The sequence below is a fragment of the Sulfurimonas limnophila genome (genome assembly GCF_059705345.1).
The window spans coordinates 770724-789033 of the sequence record NZ_AP046127.1; the positions used below are offsets into that span (position 1 = coordinate 770724).

At 30.5% G+C, this 18310-nt stretch carries 20 protein-coding genes and 1 CRISPR repeat array; all 20 genes read left to right on the top strand.

The genetic code is table 11. The features are described from left to right. Positions 1-144 precede the first annotated feature (144 nt). A complete protein-coding gene (locus AC6H33_RS04135; RefSeq protein WP_497605690.1) occupies positions 145-462 on the top strand; it encodes a hypothetical protein in 318 nt (105 codons plus the stop codon). Between the two features lie 110 nt (positions 463-572). Further along, positions 573-950 carry a CRISPR-associated protein Csx20 gene (gene csx20, locus AC6H33_RS04140; RefSeq protein ID WP_497605691.1) on the top strand — a complete coding sequence of 126 codons (378 nt, stop codon included), beginning with the start codon at positions 573-575 and terminating at the stop codon, positions 948-950. A 2-nt stretch (positions 951-952) separates the two neighbouring features. Further along, positions 953-1780 (top strand): CRISPR system precrRNA processing endoribonuclease RAMP protein Cas6, encoded by an 828-nt coding sequence (gene cas6, locus AC6H33_RS04145; protein ID WP_497605692.1) that lies wholly within the window; start codon positions 953-955, stop codon positions 1778-1780. Next, entirely contained in the window at positions 1777-4065 is a 2289-nt protein-coding gene (gene cas10, locus AC6H33_RS04150; protein WP_497605693.1) for a type III-A CRISPR-associated protein Cas10/Csm1, read from the top strand. The genes cas6 and cas10 overlap by 4 nt, the downstream gene beginning before the upstream one ends. Then, entirely contained in the window at positions 4062-4445 is a 384-nt protein-coding gene (gene csm2, locus AC6H33_RS04155; RefSeq protein ID WP_497605694.1) for a type III-A CRISPR-associated protein Csm2, read from the top strand. The genes cas10 and csm2 overlap by 4 nt, the downstream gene beginning before the upstream one ends. Position 4446: 1 nt before the next feature. Then, positions 4447-5094: a type III-A CRISPR-associated RAMP protein Csm3 gene (gene csm3, locus AC6H33_RS04160; protein WP_497605695.1), complete on the top strand. Its 648-nt coding sequence runs from the start codon at positions 4447-4449 to the stop codon at positions 5092-5094. 3 nt (positions 5095-5097) lie between these two features. Next, positions 5098-5985 carry a type III-A CRISPR-associated RAMP protein Csm4 gene (gene csm4 / locus AC6H33_RS04165; RefSeq protein ID WP_497605696.1) on the top strand — a complete coding sequence of 296 codons (888 nt, stop codon included), beginning with the start codon at positions 5098-5100 and terminating at the stop codon, positions 5983-5985. Next, complete coding sequence (gene csm5, locus AC6H33_RS04170; RefSeq protein WP_497605697.1) at positions 5978-7351, top strand: type III-A CRISPR-associated RAMP protein Csm5; 1374 nt, start codon at positions 5978-5980, stop codon at positions 7349-7351. Before csm4 ends, csm5 begins: the two co-directional genes overlap by 8 nt. Before the next feature lie 58 nt (positions 7352-7409). Next, positions 7410-8687, top strand: a complete 1278-nt coding sequence (locus AC6H33_RS04175) for an ATP-binding protein (RefSeq protein WP_497605698.1) — start codon at positions 7410-7412, stop codon at positions 8685-8687. Positions 8688-8712: 25 nt separating this feature from the next. Continuing rightward, positions 8713-9975: a CRISPR-associated DxTHG motif protein gene (locus AC6H33_RS04180; RefSeq protein ID WP_497605699.1), complete on the top strand. Its 1263-nt coding sequence runs from the start codon at positions 8713-8715 to the stop codon at positions 9973-9975. A gap of 2 nt (positions 9976-9977) precedes the next feature. Next, positions 9978-10922 (top strand): WYL domain-containing protein, encoded by a 945-nt coding sequence (locus tag AC6H33_RS04185; protein WP_497605700.1) that lies wholly within the window; start codon positions 9978-9980, stop codon positions 10920-10922. Positions 10923-10975: 53 nt separating this feature from the next. Beyond that, positions 10976-11110 (top strand): hypothetical protein, encoded by a 135-nt coding sequence (locus tag AC6H33_RS04190; RefSeq protein WP_497605701.1) that lies wholly within the window; start codon positions 10976-10978, stop codon positions 11108-11110. A gap of 57 nt (positions 11111-11167) precedes the next feature. Then, entirely contained in the window at positions 11168-12040 is an 873-nt protein-coding gene (locus AC6H33_RS04195; RefSeq protein WP_497605702.1) for a hypothetical protein, read from the top strand. A gap of 3 nt (positions 12041-12043) precedes the next feature. Then, the gene (locus AC6H33_RS04200; RefSeq protein WP_497605703.1) at positions 12044-12313 is read left to right on the top strand and encodes a CRISPR-associated endonuclease Cas2; all 270 of its coding nucleotides are present in this window, start codon (positions 12044-12046) and stop codon (positions 12311-12313) included. After that, positions 12310-13194, top strand: a complete 885-nt coding sequence (cas1, locus tag AC6H33_RS04205) for a CRISPR-associated endonuclease Cas1 (protein ID WP_497605704.1) — start codon at positions 12310-12312, stop codon at positions 13192-13194. Before AC6H33_RS04200 ends, cas1 begins: the two co-directional genes overlap by 4 nt. Continuing rightward, a complete protein-coding gene (locus tag AC6H33_RS04210; RefSeq protein ID WP_497605705.1) occupies positions 13169-13414 on the top strand; it encodes a hypothetical protein in 246 nt (81 codons plus the stop codon). The genes cas1 and AC6H33_RS04210 overlap by 26 nt, the downstream gene beginning before the upstream one ends. Then, positions 13407-13682, top strand: a complete 276-nt coding sequence (gene cas2, locus AC6H33_RS04215; protein WP_497605706.1) for a CRISPR-associated endonuclease Cas2 — start codon at positions 13407-13409, stop codon at positions 13680-13682. Before AC6H33_RS04210 ends, cas2 begins: the two co-directional genes overlap by 8 nt. Positions 13683-13690: 8 nt before the next feature. Next, positions 13691-14044 (top strand): hypothetical protein, encoded by a 354-nt coding sequence (locus AC6H33_RS04220; RefSeq protein WP_497605707.1) that lies wholly within the window; start codon positions 13691-13693, stop codon positions 14042-14044. A 180-nt stretch (positions 14045-14224) separates the two neighbouring features. Continuing rightward, positions 14225-16177: direct repeats of the CRISPR family, unit length 35 nt; unit sequence AATACAAAATGACCCGATTCTAAGGGGATTGAAAC. 438 nt (positions 16178-16615) lie between these two features. Then, positions 16616-16825 (top strand): hypothetical protein, encoded by a 210-nt coding sequence (locus AC6H33_RS04225; protein ID WP_497605708.1) that lies wholly within the window; start codon positions 16616-16618, stop codon positions 16823-16825. Beyond that, positions 16813-18276 carry a PcfJ domain-containing protein gene (locus AC6H33_RS04230; RefSeq protein WP_497605709.1) on the top strand — a complete coding sequence of 488 codons (1464 nt, stop codon included), beginning with the start codon at positions 16813-16815 and terminating at the stop codon, positions 18274-18276. The genes AC6H33_RS04225 and AC6H33_RS04230 overlap by 13 nt, the downstream gene beginning before the upstream one ends. The last annotated feature ends 34 nt before the right edge of the window (positions 18277-18310 follow it).

The following is an 18310-nucleotide window of genomic DNA, read 5'->3' on the forward strand; positions in this document are numbered from 1 at the left end:
TTCCTTTTATGGGAGAATTATACTCTTAATTATAGACATATTTTGTCTAAATGTAGATTTTAGTAAATAGATAAACTTTATATACAGTCAAAATATGCCCATACAAACATCTACAATTTTGCCATCTTAAAAATGGAGAGGGTTATGAGACTAAATAAAGAATCCATCAAAACTCTTGAACAAAGCATAGAGTTCACAAGAGTAAGCATTCGCAGAAATGGCGATATTAGCAATCTAGACAAAGTCATAGCTGATTTGAAATTGCTTATAAATGAAAATCAAAATAAAATAGATTTTTCAGAACTAAAATCGGACATGGAATTTTTACAAGAGTATTACAAAGAGGGTTCTTGGGGTGATGTAACAAGATGGCTCTCAAACATAAACTCAACCATTCGCACCATCTACTATGACTATCTAGCGAAAACAAGAGAGCATTATGCCAATAAGCCAAGTTATTAGAATTTACTAGACATTATGTGTCTACAGTATTTTCTATAATTTGAAACAACTTTGAAAACTACTCTCTATCTTATAGATGAAATACTTAGCAAATAAAAAATGGATAATAAATGAAAATGATCTTAATTTTTTCACACACATTGACAGATGAACAAATAGATGATGCTAAAAATACACTACATATAAATGAATTTGTGTATATGCCAAAAAAATTGCAAAATGAATGGTCAAACATACCATCATCTATAGATGATATGAAAAATTATTTAAATCCTATTCAAGAGTTTATATTAAATAATAGTTCAAAAAATGATTATGTTTTAGTGCAAGGCGATTTTGGAGCGACTTATAGCACTGTAAATTTCTGTAAAAAAAATAAACGAAAAACAATATATTCTACTACAAAAAGGCAATCAAAAGAAATATATCGTGATAATACAGTAGAAAAAATTAGTTATTTTTCTCATATATCATTTAGAGAGTACTAGTCATGACTTATTCAAAAATAACAGTTATTTTTAAGAGTGCTTTAAAGCCACCTTATTTCATAGGTTCTCAACTTCGTGGAGCTTTTGGATACGCACTCAAAAAAGTGACTTGCATCAACCCATCTTTTACATGTGATGGTTGTTTTGCAACATCAAATTGCCTTTATCATGAATTTTATGAAGCAAAAAATGAAGCACACAAATACCGTTTTGATTTTGAACTTGGTAAAGAGTATTATGAATTTAATTTTTATCTTTTTAACGATGCATGTGCAAAACTTCCTTATGTAGTTTCAGCATTTCATATGATGCTCACACAAATAGGTCTAGGTAAAGATAAAACAACCTATAAAGAGTTTGATATGTATATAAATGATGAAAATGCTTTTGCCAATGGTCAGCTTAAGCTTCCGCCAAACTTTATAAAAGAGTTTAAAACACCGGAACCTATTTCACATGTTAATATCAACTTCGTAACACCTTTACGGATTAAAAAAGAGAATAGATTTATTCGTAATGAGAGTATAGAGTTACAAGATGTGGTCAACTCTATTTATCAGCGTCAACTGCAAATACTTGGTAAACCTCAAAAAAAATTCCCTTATGAGATAAGCGGTGAGGTAGTACAAAAACAACTTCAATACAAAGAGCTCACACGACAAAGCAACAGACAAAAAACTACAATGAATTTAGGGGGGATAGTGGGAGAGATGCAGATAAAAAATATAGATGAAAAAAGTTACCATGTATTAAAACTCGGAGAGATTTTAGCATGTGGAAAAAGCACAGTCTTTGGACTGGGAAAAATTGAGATAGAGGAGATGAAGTGAGTAGTTTAAATGAAGACTTAGCTATAGCAGGTTTGCTACATGATATTGGAAAATTTGGACAAAGGGCTGAGATGCCTTTAAGAAGTTCACAATTTTCAAAAAATAGATACAACTATCTACATGCCGCATATTCGGCGCAGATTATGACTGATTATTTTGAGCTTGATCCTACACTCGTAGATTATAGTGCCATGCACCACGATCTTAAAGAGACAGATGGAAGTGATGATTATTGGATAGTGGCTTCAGCAGATAGACTTGCAAGTGGGTTTGAGAGGGAAAAGTTTGATGATTATAATTCAAATGCAGATTTTGAAAGTGAAAATTTTAAAACACAGCGATTAAGAAATATATTTAACGAAACAAAAGAGTATAAAATAGATGTACTTCATGTTGAAAATATATTTTCAGAAAGTGAAAAATCAAATCAAAATGAATATATAAGTTTATGGAAAAAATTTATATATGATTTAGAAAAAATAGACAAAGGAAACAGACACACAGACTTAGCTACAATAGAATATCTGTTAAAAAAGCATACAACTTTTATACCATCATCAACAACATTTACAAAAGGTGGTTATGACGCGGTAAAAGCAAATATCCCACTCTATGATCATCTCAAAACAACCGCACTTTTTAGCGGAGCTATTGAAGCGATGGATAAATCAAACCGCGATAATGTGCTAAATTATTACAAAAAAGCACCAAGTGATATTGAGCAAAATGATTTCATGCTCATAGCTGGAGATTTTTTTGGAATTCAAAAATTTATTTTTGACAAAGTTGAAGCAAAAAAAGCAAGCAAAATTTTAAGAGCCAAATCAGCATATATTCAGATTTTGACAAAAATTGTGGCCATTAGCCTTTGTGAAAAACTTGGACTGAGCAGATTAGCCATCATAAGCGACAGTGCCGGTAAGTTTGAAATACTCGCTCCAAACAAAGAACAAAACAAAGAGATAATTGCAAAGTTTAAAAAAGAGCTAAACGCACATTTTGTAAAAGAGTTTTATGGTCAAACAGGTGTTGGGGTTTGTTACGCTGAATGTTCTTTGGCTGATTTTATAGGAACTTCAACGAGGGATTATCAAAAGTTAAGAACAAAACTCTCTTTGGAAGTGGAAAAAATGAAATTTAACAAATTTGATTTACTTCATAATAAAAGCTTTGTTTTTGAAATAGATGAAGATTTAAACAATCAAAATCTTTGCCCACTTTGCAATAAAAGAAAAAAAGCAGAAAATAAAACAGAGTGTGAAACTTGTTCAAATTTTATTAAAATAGGAACAGAATTATCAAAAGAGAATTTTCTTGTTATAACAAAAGATGAAACGGCAATTCATATTTTTGATAATTTTTATATAAAATTTATAGAAAACCCCAAAGTTTATAAAAACTCTATCGCTATTTATGACTTATCAAACACGAGCGAATTTCGCGGATATGCAAAATGGGAATTAAGCTCTTATGTAGCCAAAGATAAAGATTTGCAACCGCTTACTTTTGAGATTTTGGCAAACAATAGCGTAAAAGAAAATGAACATGGCGGCGTCAAAGCTCTTATGGCTTTAAAGGCTGATGTGGATAGTATGGGAGATTTTATAAAAAATTCAACCATTACAGATTCATTTGCAAAATTTAATTTTTTTAGCCGTATGGTGGATTATTATTTTAGTGTTTATGTTCCACATCTTATGAATAAAAAATATCAAAACACTTATACAATTTTTGCCGGAGGGGATGATCTTTTTATTCTTGGAGCTTGGGATGAAGTTATTGGACTCTCTAAAGAGATTAGAAATGATTTTAGAAAGTTTTGTGAAGAAAAACTAAGTTTATCTGCGGGAATGATTATGACAAAGTCAAATAAACCGGTCAATTTTATAGCACAAATCTCTGAATCTTGGCTGGAAAAAGCAAAAGAGCATAAGGGCTTTAATGGTCAGCTAAAAGATGCTATATCCTTATTTGGAGAAACTGTCAAATGGGATGATTATCTTGATGATAAAGGTTTAATGAAAGAACTCAATTTGTTATCAGACAATACGGCATTTTTATATAGGCTGATAGAACTGGTAGCAATGAGCAAAAAAGTAAAAGGCGGAGACATAGAAGCAACCATATGGAAATCAAAACTAAACTATAGTTTTTATAGAAATATGGATATGGACAAAGAATCAAACAGAAAATTTATGTCCAATGTAAGCACTATGATTGACAAATACCCGGAGGAGACAAAAATGTTTTTGAGTGAATTTATATATAAAAGGAGAGAATCGTGATAATTTTAGATTATAAGAAAGATAAAGAGTTGTTAAATCTAACAGCTCAGAAATGGGCAAAAGAAATTGGTGTAGGACGAGATGGTGTTCAAAATACTCAAATTAGAAAATTTTTTGATCAAGTGCTGGATTTAACAAATAAAGCGAAACATTCAAACGATTTTGATGGAGAAATTTTACCATTTGTAAAAATGTTAAATTCAAAAGTTGCATATGCAAGTGCTAGAAAATCTGCAGGTGGAAATTTGATAAACAAGCCTTTTGTTGAGATGATGAACAGTTGTATCAATCAAGTAAATACAAAAGAGGAATTAAATATATTTAAACTGTTTTTTGAAGCAGTCATAGGATTTCATAAAAGCTTAGAGGGGAGAAACTAAAATGAAAATTGTAAGCATAAAAGGTCAAATCGAGTTATTGAGTGGGCTTCATATAGGTGGTGGTGATGATACCATGAAGATAGGCGGAATTGATAATGGGGTTATAAAAGACATCAATACAGACAAACCATATATACCAGGAAGTTCCCTCAAAGGCAAAATGAGAAGCTTGCTTGAATGGAATTTAGGATTAGTCAATCTAACTAAAGCAGATGGTGGACCTTTTAACTCAAAGTTATTGGATGATGCAGTTTTTAATGATGGTTTAAAAAGAGGTCAAGCATTAACTTTATTGAAACTTTTTGGAAATGGAAAATCAGATGATAAATTTAATGAAATCATACCCATTACCCGTATAAGTGTAGGGGATTGCCCTTTAGTTGAAGTTGATGATCAAAAAGTTTCTGAAGCAAAATATGAAAATGTTATCAATAGACAAAAAGGAACAGCAGAACATCCAAGACAAATTGAAAGAGTACCGGCAGGTGTCAAATTTGATTTTGATATAAGAGTTAAGATACTTGAAGAAGACAACGAAGAAGAACTTATATCAATGGTAAAAGATGGGCTGAATTTAGTAGCAAATGATTATTTGGGTGGAAGCGGATCTCGTGGATATGGAAGAGTAAAATTTCACATAAGTGAGTAGATTATGAGACTTTATAAAACAACAATAACACCAAGTTCAAATTTTTCAACACTGCTCAAAGGCGATACACTCTTTGGGCAAATGTGTTGGGCTATTAGGTTTGTTTTTGGTGAGGAGAGATTAAAAGAATTACTAAGTGATTATGAAACAAACCCTTTTTTAATTGTTTCAGATGCCTTTGCATTGAATCATCTTCCAAAACCGATGATGCCAAGTTTCTATCTAAACGAGGATGCAAATGATAAAAAAGTAAATAGAAAGAAGATTTGGCTTACTCTTGAAGAGCTAAAAAATGGAAAATTTCATCAAGCAAAAACAGATAAAGAAGTTCAAAATATTGATACATCCATGACGATTATACATAATGCAATTAATTATAAAACATCTACAACTGGAGGAAAGGGTTTTGATCCTTATAGTGAAAAAGAGACATCATTAAGTAAAAAAGATATCTACTTTTTGCTACGCAAAGATTTTTCTTTAGAAGAGCTCAAAAAAAGTTTTGAACTGGTAAGTCAAATGGGTTATGGTAAGGATAGCACTATCGGAAAGGGTCGCTTTGATGTAAGCGAATTTGAAATTATTGATATTGAATTAAGTTCTTCATCTACTTACATGACTCTTTCCCCTTTTATACCACATGAGTTAAAGTGCAAAGCAATATTTTATGAACCTTTTACGAGATTTGGAAAAAGTGGTGCTTCAAGAGCAAATACAAACCCTTTTAAAAAGCCTATTCTTCTAGCAGATACGGCAGCAGTTATAGACTTTGAAACAAAAGTGCAAAAGCAATATTTGGGAAAAGCTATTACAAATATTTCATCTTATTCCGACACAATACATCAAGGCTACACAATTGTTTTACCAATAAAGGAGCTCTCAAATGAATAATAAAATAGTAGTAGATAGAGATAAGTTACATCACTATAAGCTTAAGATTACTACATTAAGTCCTGTGCATATTGGAACAGGTGAAGCATATGAGCCAACAAATTTTGTGATTGATGAGCATAAATTTTATCACTTTGATGAAGTGCTATTTTATAAAAGTTTAGACGATCTAGATAAACAATCTCTCAATACAAAAATGCAAGATTATATGCAAGTTATAGATTTTTATAAGTCAAAAAAATCTAAAGCTAAAAATATTGCCAACTTTGAGTGCAATGCATCTAAGCGGGTACAAACACAATACGATAAAAAAATGAATCTTGATGGCAAAAAAAATCAAAACTTGCTTGAGATTCAAACGACATTCAAAAATCCAAATACATTTAGAGCTATTATTCCTGGAAGTAGCATCAAAGGGATGCTAGATACAGCGTTGAAAATTTATTCTCCAAAAGTTTGTGAAAATGATGCAAGACAGAATCTTATTGTCTCGGATGCCATGCTCTTAAGTGGTGGCACAGAGATAGGCTTTGCAGATAGAAAACATAGAGATCCCCAAAAACAAAGCAAACAAGGTATTTATCAGATTATAGAAGTTATAGCGCCAAAGAGTGAATTTATTTGCACAATTGATACAAATATAACCTTTGAAAAAATTCAGTTTATGTTAAAAGATTATCATAGCAAAAGATACAACAGCCGTTATAAAGAAACAAAAAATAGCTTTATGGCAAAAATTGGTAAAAATGTCGGGATGGATTACATGGTCGAAAGAGATGATGCATCTAGATTAAAAAACAAAGATGGGAAACTATTGGCAACTCATTTTCTATATAGTTCCGATACCATGTATGACGAAGAATTTGGTTGGATTCAAATTGAACTTATTGAAGATGTCAATTATCAAGCGCATCTTAAAGAAATTGCTAATCAAGAAACAGCCTATTATGAAGCTGTAGATGCTAAACAAAAAGCTATTAAAGTTGAGATACAAAATAAAAAAGAGGAAGCACAGAGATTAGTAAAAGAAAAAGAGCAAAAAGAACTTGAGCAAAAACAAAAAGAGGAAGCAGAAGAAAAAGCTGAACAAGAAAGACTCTCTAAATTATCCCCTTTTGATGTTAAAATAGAATCTCTTATAGATGCTGAACCAAATAAAACTATGTCTCATTCTCTTATTATTTTAAACAGTGTGAAAAATGGTAGTTTAGACGAGTTTAAAAAAGAAGCTCTAGAAAAAGTAAAACAACTTATGATGCAAAGCCAAGAGTGGAAAGAAGAAGAGCCAAAACCAAAACCGCCTAAACCATATAAAGATTATAAAAGAACACTTGAAATTAAAACGATGATGGAAAATTTGTCATAAACGGTCTTTACAAAAAGTATGAAAATCTATATAATTATCCTTATGCAAAAGGACACAAATGAAAGATTTATTTAAAAGAATCATTACTGATTTTATAGAAAGAGAGATAAAAGAGATTTTACCAAGGGAGTATAAGGTACCCTTAGATAGTAAAAAAATTATCTCTTTGATTGGAGTTAGAAGAAGTGGAAAAAGCTCTCTCTTGTTTGATCTCATAAAAAAACTTAGAGTAAACACGCCAAGAGAAAATATTTTATATTTAAATTTTGAAGATGACAGATTGTTTGGATTAGAACTCAAAAGTTTAGATTTGATTTTAGATGGGTATTTTGAACTATATCCTGCAAAAAGAGATGAAAAGATATATCTCTTTTTAGATGAAGTGCAAGTTGTAGATGGATGGGAGCTTTATGTTAGACGGATTTATGACACTTTAAATGTTTCTATTTTTATAACAGGTTCGAGTGCAAAACTTCTTTCAACGGAAATAGCAACAAGTTTGAGGGGAAGAACTATCAGTTTTGAAATTTTTCCATTTTCTTTTAAGGAGTATTTAGAGTTTAAAAAAATAAAAGTAAATCTTCACTCTTCAAAATCGCTCAGTTTTATAAAAAACAGCTTTGAGAGCTATATTATTGATGGCGGATTTGCAGAAACAATAAATGAAGATAGTTTTATAGCAAGAAAAATTTTAAGTGATTATTTGGAGCTTATTGTTTTTAAAGATATAGCACAACGGCACAACATCTCAAATACTTCACTTTTAAAACATCTTAATAAATACTGCTTTACCAATATTGCAACGCTACTTAGCTTTACAAAACTTTACAATGAGTTTAAGTCTCAAGGTTTTAAAGTGAGCAAAGATACTATTTTTAACTATATGGCATATCTTGAAGATGCATACGCACTTTTTAGTGTTCCTATCTTTAGAAACTCTATTAAAGAAGAGCAGCGAAATCCTAAAAAAATTTATGCCATAGATAATGGTTTTAAAAAAATATATGATTATGCAATTGGGCAAGACAAAAGTAAACTTTATGAAAATATTGTTTTTTTACATCTAAGAAGACAAACAAAAAACATCTATTATTACAAAGGGAATCAAGAGGTTGATTTTTATGCAAAGCTAGATGAAGGTGAGATATTGGTCAATGTAAGCTATGAAATTAACCAGGAAAAGACAAGACAAAGAGAGGTTAATGGGCTACTAGAAGCGATGGAGTATTTCAATCTTAACGAAGCTTATTTGATAACAAAAGATGAAAGTAGTAAAATTGAAATAGATAAAAAGAAAATTTATATTAAACCACTTTTTGAGTGGTTACTGCAATAGATTTAAATAAAAACAAGAGAATAAGATGATATTTAATATAAAAAAGAAAGCAAATCAAGACAAGAAAAAAGCAGTTATTACCATTTTGGGGATGCTTGGCGGCGATGAAAAGCATAATAAAGCTGAGTATTATTTTGAAAAGAATAAAGCTGATACAAAAGATTATTACAACACTTTGCCACTACTCATTGAAAAATATGCAAGCAAATACTCTATTGTACCTATATATACTCAAGAGGCAAAAAAAACAAATGAGATTGTTTTGCAAAAAAGTGGTGTTTCTAATATAGATTTTGATGAAAAAAATCTTATTGAAGATGATAAAGATTTTGATGTAATATTTAAAATCATAGATGAAGCCATAGAAGAATATGATGAAATAATTGTAGATGTATCGCATGGTTTTAGACATTTACCTATTTTAATGACTGTTGATTTGATTATTCAAAATTTTCAAAATGAAGATAAAATAAAAAAAATACTCTTTGCTAAAGAAATAGAACAATATAAACTTTACGAAATGATAGATTTAAAGAGTTACTTAGATCTTGCAAACATATCTTTTATTTTAACCTCTTTTGAAAAAAATTATACAGTAGCTAATCATATTAAAGTGGATAAATATAAAACACTTATTGAAAAACTTAATAATTTTTCAAATGACATTATGGCTCTTAGTTTAAACAATCTTTTTCAAACAACTTCAAAAGAACTGCAAATTGAACTTGATAAAGTCAAAGATGTCTCTATTCAAAAACAAGCACAAACATTAAAAGAAAAGATAAAAATCCTTACTGCCTATGAAGGAAAAAAAAGATACCAAACATACTATGATTTAGCAAGAGATTTATTTGAAAAAAACTACATGTTACTGAGCCTTTCTTTACTAAATGAAAGTATTCGACTTTATATTAAGTCAAGCATAAAAATTCATCATAAAGAACTTATAGATGAGATTGAAAATCAATTTAATCATGATATATATAAAATTGGTGATTTTTTTAAAAACTTAAATTGGAAAAGTTGGGATAAATATCAAGATGATAGAAAAAAGATTGAGATCTCTAAAAAAGATTATGAACAAATTCAATTATCATTTCCAAAGTATATTCAAGAGCTCTTTGACGAAATAGACAAAAAAAGAAATAATCTTGCACATGCAAACTCAGATAATAAATCTTTTAAGGACATAAAAAAAGAAATTAAAGGGTTGCTGAATGGGTATTATGAAAAATGTATTAAAGAAAAATCTACCTCTGATTTACTAAATCACTTTAAAAAGGTTTAAACATGGCAGACTTAAACACATTCCAAAAATACAAAGCCATTTTAAAAGAGTTTGAACTACGACAAGATAAGACACTAACCGGCTATGATGAAATTTTAAAAGACAAGCTTGCCTTACAACCAAAACAGATAGATAGGCTTCTTTATGAGTTATCTACAGTAATTGATAGCATAGTTTTACTTGAAGGTCAAAAGAAAAAAACCTATAAACTTATAAAACCTATCGACCTTTTTATAGAAACTTTTGAAAATTCAAATGAAATCGGTTGGCTTTTTTATATGGCTCATGATGCAGATCCTGAGATTTTTAAAAGTTTAGCGCAATATACAAACCAACATAAAAATATCTATATCTTTAAAAACACACCTTTTGAAGATGTAAATACTTTTGAATCTAAAGAGATGTTTAAGCGTCTTAAAACAGCAGTTGAACTTCATGAGTATAGAAAAATAAAATTTATGTTTGATGAAAGTGAGTACGACAACCTCAAGTGTTTAAAGCTAATTTTTATGGATAATAACTGGTATATTGCTTTTGTGGACAATGATGAAAAACTCCGTTTTGGAAGAGTCTCTTTTATAGAGAGTGTCAACTATGCCACAAAAATAAGCTTTCAACCATCAACTGTTGAAAAACAGATGAAATTTTTAAATACCGTTCAAAATTCTATGACACTTTTTCATGAGCCAAAAAAAATAGCAAAAATAAAAGCTACAAAAAATATAGCACGATACTTTGAAGATGGCATGAAGATTTTTCTTTCATCTCAAAAATTTAAACAACGCCAAGAAGATGGAAGTGTTATTTTTACTTTAGAATACACACAAGAGCTTGAAATTTTACCGTTTATCCAAAAATGGCTTCCAGATTTGATAATCCTTGAACCTCAAGAACTCAAAGATGCATATGTTAAAAAACTCTCTCATGCACTAAGCAGCTACAACTAGACAGTATATGACTTGATATATCACTATTATTCCTTAAAAATTAGGGGTAATAGATGAAAATAGTTACAATCAATAAGAAAAAATACAATATTAAAAATCGTATTGAATGGGGATTTAATCCTGTAACTCGTACTGTGAAAAGTAAAAAAATCTATTCTCGTAAAAATTTCAAAGCAGATAGTTACTAGACAAAATATGACCATATAATTTTCTATACTTCTTTAATCTAATGAAGGAGTATTGAGATGAATAAATTAAATATTGTTTATATTACAAACGCTAGTTTAAAACAAATCTCAAGAAATATTATGAGAAAAATATACTATCCTGCAAAATCTGAAATTATTAGCAATATAACTGATGGACTTGATGGATTAATCTCTCACGAAGATATTGAAGATATATTTAACAATAACGAAATTCAAGAACTCTATACTCTAAAATTTTTACTCAAAGATTTTGATCTTCTTTTAAAAGATATAGGAGAAAACAAACAAAATATTTATGAAAATATAACATCTCACAATAAAAACTATGCTTTTAAAGTAAAAACTCCTGCATATCATACAAACCATAGTTGTAAATGGATGTATAGTGACTTTACAAATATAAAACTACCTTTAGAGTTTCAGTCCTTAGAAAATCAACAAGCAATACATGAGTGGATAGATGAACATAAAACATTAGCATTTGAAGAACTCAATAAAAAATTTCAATTATATTTTCACACAAATACTAATCTTGAAGAGGTAAAGTATTCAAATTCAGGAGTTAAAAATATTGAAAATATTCAGATAAAACAACATCTCAAACTACGCTTGAAAAATGGTTTTACCCAGTTACGCTTTTTCTTTAATCACGAATTTACAAATAAAATTCTCAATTACAGATATGCACCAAAAGGTAAAATTAATGCTAATAGTCTTAATGACAAAGAGTATCGCAATGCAGTTTTAGATTTTCATACCATTAAAGGTGAAGTGTATGACCTCATAATAGAACATTTTCAAGCTGAGTACAACAAAAGATTAGCTTTTGATATCTCATTTTTGGAAGCTTTAGGTTTTAGAAAATGCAAAGCCTGTAAACAAGAAAATTATATGGCTATGAGTGCTTGATATATGAATAGTTTCCTAATAGCCTACGATATTTTTGATATCAAAAGATTGCCAAAAGTGAAACGGGTTGCTTATTCGTTTTCTCTTGGCGGTCAGCGTTCAGCACTTGAAGCACCGTTAAGCCAGTCATTTATGAAAGAGCTTGTTGCGCAGTTACTGCAATTAACAAAAAATGAGGACAAACTTAACATCATAAAATTTTTAGACAAGCCTATCTTACTTGGAAAAGCCAAACATGTAGCTTATGAAAACAAAGGAGTGGTGATAATATGAGAACAGTTGTAATCGATAAAAAAGATGTTAATCTTACATTTGAAAACAGTGCTATCAAAGTAGAGCAGCAATCTATTCCCTTCAAATACATAGATTTATTAGTGCTTAATCACAGAATAACTCTCAATACAAGCGATATTTTAAAACTTACAAAAGAAGAGATATCTATACTGATAGTTTCACATGCAAATGACAATCTTTCACTCATAGCATCAGCAAATACAAAAAACGCAGAGATAAAACTTGCTCAGTACAGCTCACATGCAAGAAACATAGAGTTTGCAAAATATTTTATCTCGCAAAAAATAGACACACATGCAAAACAACTGACTGCTCATGAAATCACACTTGAGCAAACGCAAGAACAACTACAACTTCAAAATGCAACTTCAATAGATGAAATTATGGGAGTAGAAGGCTCGTTTGCTAGAAAATATTTCAAGGAGTATTTCACTCTGTTTCCTACCTCTATGCATAAAGCAAAACGCTCTAAACAGCCACCATTAGATCCCGTAAACGCTATTATGTCATTTTGGTACTCACTCTATTACAATATCATAACTATCAAACTTATAAGTTATGGTTTTGAGCCAAGTTTGGGGTATCTGCATACACCATTTCGCTCTCACAATGCTCTTGCTTCTGATATCTTAGAACTATTTCGTGCAGATATTAATGAAGCTGTCATTCATCTTTTTAAAAACAAAATAGTAGAAATAGATGATTTTAGTAAAAAAGGGGGAGTTTATCTCAAATTTGAGGGAAGAAAAAAGATATGGACCTATTTTATTGCACTTGTTGATGCACTAAAACCAAAACTAGATAATGAAATAGCACATTTAAAAAGTATGATTTATGATAAATCGAATCTTCATTCTTAAAAATCCATCTACAAAAATCAAAATATACTCTGAGTATATGGTAGTTACATCACCAACCAACAATGATGTCGTAGCCTTTCGTTATATCAGCGAACTCTATATCAACAAAACTATTTACATAACTCCATCCCATCTTATAAAGTTGGCTTCTTTATTTAAAGTCTATTTTATCGATCATCATGGCTATATACTTGCAAGTATAAGGTTGGAAAATGATTAAGCATGATTTTGTCATTTGTTACGATATTGCAGATGAAAAACGGATACGAAAGGTTGCAAAATGTTTAGAAAAAAATGCTTCTAGAATTCAAAAATCTATTTTTTTTTATCCTCAGGCAACGCAAGCTGATATTTTCGCTCTTGTAAATGAGCTGGATGAAATTATAGACCAAGATGAAGACGATATTCGCATCTACCATGTTGATATAAAAAATTCTATTGCGCTTGAGAGTGGTATAGATTTAAGCAACTTTAACTTAGTGTTTTAGGAGAGAAAATGACAATCCAAGAAAAAATACAAAAGATATTTGATCAAGAGTCAGACAATAGACCAGAATGGGCAATAGAGCTATTAGCAGAGTTAAAAGAGATAAAATCTATGCTACAAGAAAGCAAACAAGAAAAAAAAGTACATGACTCCGCTTTTTATGATTTTGTTAAGGATTTTAGAAAAAGAATGATGCCAAGTGTGCAAAATAATATTTATCCAGAAGTGGAGTATGATGGTAGAAAAATAGGAGTCAACTATAGAGGTTTGCTTTATTATAAAGGTGATTTATCGCTGCTTCCAAAAAATGAAGCTTTTAAAGTGTACAGATATTTATATGATCATAAAAAATATGCGGTATAATTAAAGACTTAATTTTTAAGAGTTTTTTGACATTATTTTGTTAAATTATTTAAAAAAAATTTAAGATTTATATTTTCTATTTTGTGAGGTTTCAAAGGTGTTTAAACTTAATAATAGCTTTAATTATTTGTTTCAGTTTTCTATAAGTTTAGTAACTCCCTATTTACCGTAGCTAGATGGAATACAAAATGACCCGATTCTAAGGGGATTGAAACCTATGCACAAACAATATAAACCAATGTCTTCAGAATACAAAATGACCCGATTCTAAGGGGATTGAAACAAGTACTCTGTACACTCCACCATCTTTCTATTAATACAAAATGACCCGATTCTAAGGGGATTGAAACTACTTCATTTTTGTCAAATGAAATACGGTCTCTTAATACAAAATGACCCGATTCTAAGGGGATTGAAACCATTAACCATATCTAGCTTCAACTGCAACTCTTAATACAAAATGACCCGATTCTAAGGGGATTGAAACTATCTTCCCACATACTAATGCGTAATTGAATACGAATACAAAATGACCCGATTCTAAGGGGATTGAAACCTTGATATAAAAATCTTTATACAGTTTCTTAAAAATACAAAATGACCCGATTCTAAGGGGATTGAAACGTTTTTTCCACCACCGATAGTTTAGCTATAATTAATACAAAATGACCCGATTCTAAGGGGATTGAAACCTAACTCATTCTCATTTAACTCAAACCATTTAAATACAAAATGACCCGATTCTAAGGGGATTGAAACCTTTCGCTCGCTCAATTTAGAACCCGTCTCATTAATACAAAATGACCCGATTCTAAGGGGATTGAAACTAATAAAGCTCTTAATTGGTATATGTTCATTAATAATACAAAATGACCCGATTCTAAGGGGATTGAAACGTAATCTCCAAACTCTCTTGGACCAACATTAATAATACAAAATGACCCGATTCTAAGGGGATTGAAACGCTAATTCTAATGCGTCAAGTTCAGCGTCACACAATACAAAATGACCCGATTCTAAGGGGATTGAAACAAACGCCTCATTTGCTTTTAACACTTTGCCTGAAGAATACAAAATGACCCGATTCTAAGGGGATTGAAACTCTGCATAAGTTCCATTAAATAAGCTATCGTTAATACAAAATGACCCGATTCTAAGGGGATTGAAACCACCGTCTTTTAAAGTTGCCACGGCATTTTCGAAGTTAATACAAAATGACCCGATTCTAAGGGGATTGAAACCTTTTGGTTTTTCAACTAATACAGTTTTGGCTTTTAATACAAAATGACCCGATTCTAAGGGGATTGAAACTAGCTTCTACAACACTAGCAGTCTTTTCCCACATAAATACAAAATGACCCGATTCTAAGGGGATTGAAACTTTCATCTTGTTTCCTCTTTGTTGTTTGATAGTTAATACAAAATGACCCGATTCTAAGGGGATTGAAACTTAAAAACCCTTTTTTTACATTTTGACTAATAAGAATACAAAATGACCCGATTCTAAGGGGATTGAAACAAATGCTTTTTGCTTCTTCTTTGTCATTTCTAAAGAATACAAAATGACCCGATTCTAAGGGGATTGAAACTGCTTATGATGTCACGACCTAACTCTACTACAGAATACAAAATGACCCGATTCTAAGGGGATTGAAACGAGTATGAACTCTTAATTGTCTTTAAGCTATCGAATACAAAATGACCCGATTCTAAGGGGATTGAAACTGTAACTCTTTTAGTGTTTTATAATTCATCTTGTAATACAAAATGACCCGATTCTAAGGGGATTGAAACTCAAGTTCTGCGTCACATACGTCAAGAGATTCATAATACAAAATGACCCGATTCTAAGGGGATTGAAACCTTCTTATTGCTTCCTAGTTCGTTTATAAACTGAATACAAAATGACCCGATTCTAAGGGGATTGAAACTTTAACTTCATCACGAAGTTCCATTAAATTCTAATACAAAATGACCCGATTCTAAGGGGATTGAAACCCATGTTGTTGCTTATTATAGAGCGACCTAACAATACAAAATGACCCGATTCTAAGGGGATTGAAACCTTTGTTTAGTTCGTTTATACTATATAAACTTAAATACAAAATGACCCGATTCTAAGGGGATTGAAACTAAGTGGTTAGCTGAATATAGCTAGTGTGCATATGACGGGGTATCCGTTTGAAAATTATGCAATTTATGATGCTTTAAGTTTATAGCATAAGTTTGTATCCAAACATACTATTTTAACTCCACCGGTAACAACAGATATTCAAGAAAATATAGAAAATAAATTAATTGTTTTTATAATGGTCATTATTTGTCTATATTTAACTATATAATTTTTTATATATAAGAAACAAATGATATATGAGATTGAAACAATCGCTGTTGGTCATATACCAGCTGAATTCCATACTACATTTTCAACAGAAGCTATATAGTCTTGGAATAAGGATTATGGGAGTATCTCGAAATATCTGTTTGTAAAACAATATTTTAGTTTTTGCAGTTGAAATAAAAAAGAACAATGAAGTTATATAAAAAAATTTATATATTTGGAGAATTTAAATGGAATTTCTGCTATTTGTAATGATTGTTAGTACAATTAGATATATATATGATTTATTTACTAAAAATACGACTGCAACTCTTGACATAAGTGAGCATACTCTTAAATCAAAAGAACCTACAACAAACAACTACTATATGGAGTTAATGAACTGGATGCAAAAAAACTTATTGGTTATAGGTAATTACGTTTGTACATGCAAAAAATAGCTTGGAAACTCAGTTCTGCTCTTAATAATCTTGACTCACTTTTTTCTAATCAAGAAACATCTTATCTTGTAGATGCCTATCTTTGCGATTGTGAAGATGCAGAGTTCCAAACACTTATATATATTTCAGATGATAATGAACCACTATACTGCTGTCCGCATTGTGGTAATAGTGATTTTTATGATGCTAACTCTTTTGCTAACAATATGATATGGTACGCTCCAATTGAGAAAATATTTTCACAAGACACTCTCATAAGCTTAGAACCTAGATTAAGCTCAACAGAAAATAGTTTTTTGGTCTATGAGATAGCTATTGATATACCAAAAGATTTACATCTTGTACAGAACAAATTTACATATTTTTCGAAAACGCTTTTTCATGTAGTAATTAATAAAGAGATATTTCCAGAATCTCATGTTACTTTTGGAAATTCTGAATTAGCGGAACTTTATGAAAAAAAGATACTTCATCATTTACAAAAGTATCTTAGCCATAATCCCATCCTTTTGCTTTGCAAAACACTCCATGAAGCTGCTTTTTTTTATGCCAATAAACATCTTAGTGAATATGAGTTTATCTACTGGGAAAACCTCGACCTTTTACCTAAAGAGAAGGTTTGGACAATTGAGGAAGCACTTAGATATGTAAGTGCAAATCGCAAAGAAAAAACATATAAAAAGGAGATCTATAAACACTACAAGTCTTCTTTGCTCAATTTAGATAGATTTAATAAACGATCATTAAAACTTGATTATTGGTATGAAGAAAAAGCACAAACAGGTAGATATTACTTTCGTTTCGCACATGTAGTGTCTCTTTATATAAATGATGTAAATATTGCTAAAAGAATGCTAAAACTAGATTTAAGTACCCATCTTTTAAATATTGAAAATAATCTTTTAGAGGAATATATGCTTTATCTATGTGGACACTATACACTCAAACAGATAGAGAAACTCTTTACTCGCTATGCACAAGACGACACCTTTTGGCTTAAAGATACTCTAGGACTTTTTGATATGTTAAGTGAAACGCTAGAGACACTTCCAAAAACACATTGTAATCCTCGTGATATTCATGATGCTTTTTTAGCTCATTTACACTATGGTGCTATTAGAGAAAAACTAGAAAAAATTACTTTTTTTTATGAACAAAAGTACCTTCAAGCATGTTGTAAAATAGAAAACTTTGATGTAAAACTACCATCAAATGGCACAGAACTTTATTTGTGGGGCAATATGTTACAAAACTGTCTTAGTAGTTACTATGATATGATTGAAAAAAGGCAAAGAACCATTTATGGCTTTTTTCAAGGGGAAGAGTTGCTTTTTGCAGTTGAGATAGCTGATAGCTCTGTTGTACAAGCAAGCTGTAAGTACAACACACCATTGACAAAGGAAGATAAAAGTTTAGTTGAGGGATGGGCTAAGCGGTATTTTGCAGGATAGAATTTTTATATTAGAACTTATGTTTTTAGAGGTG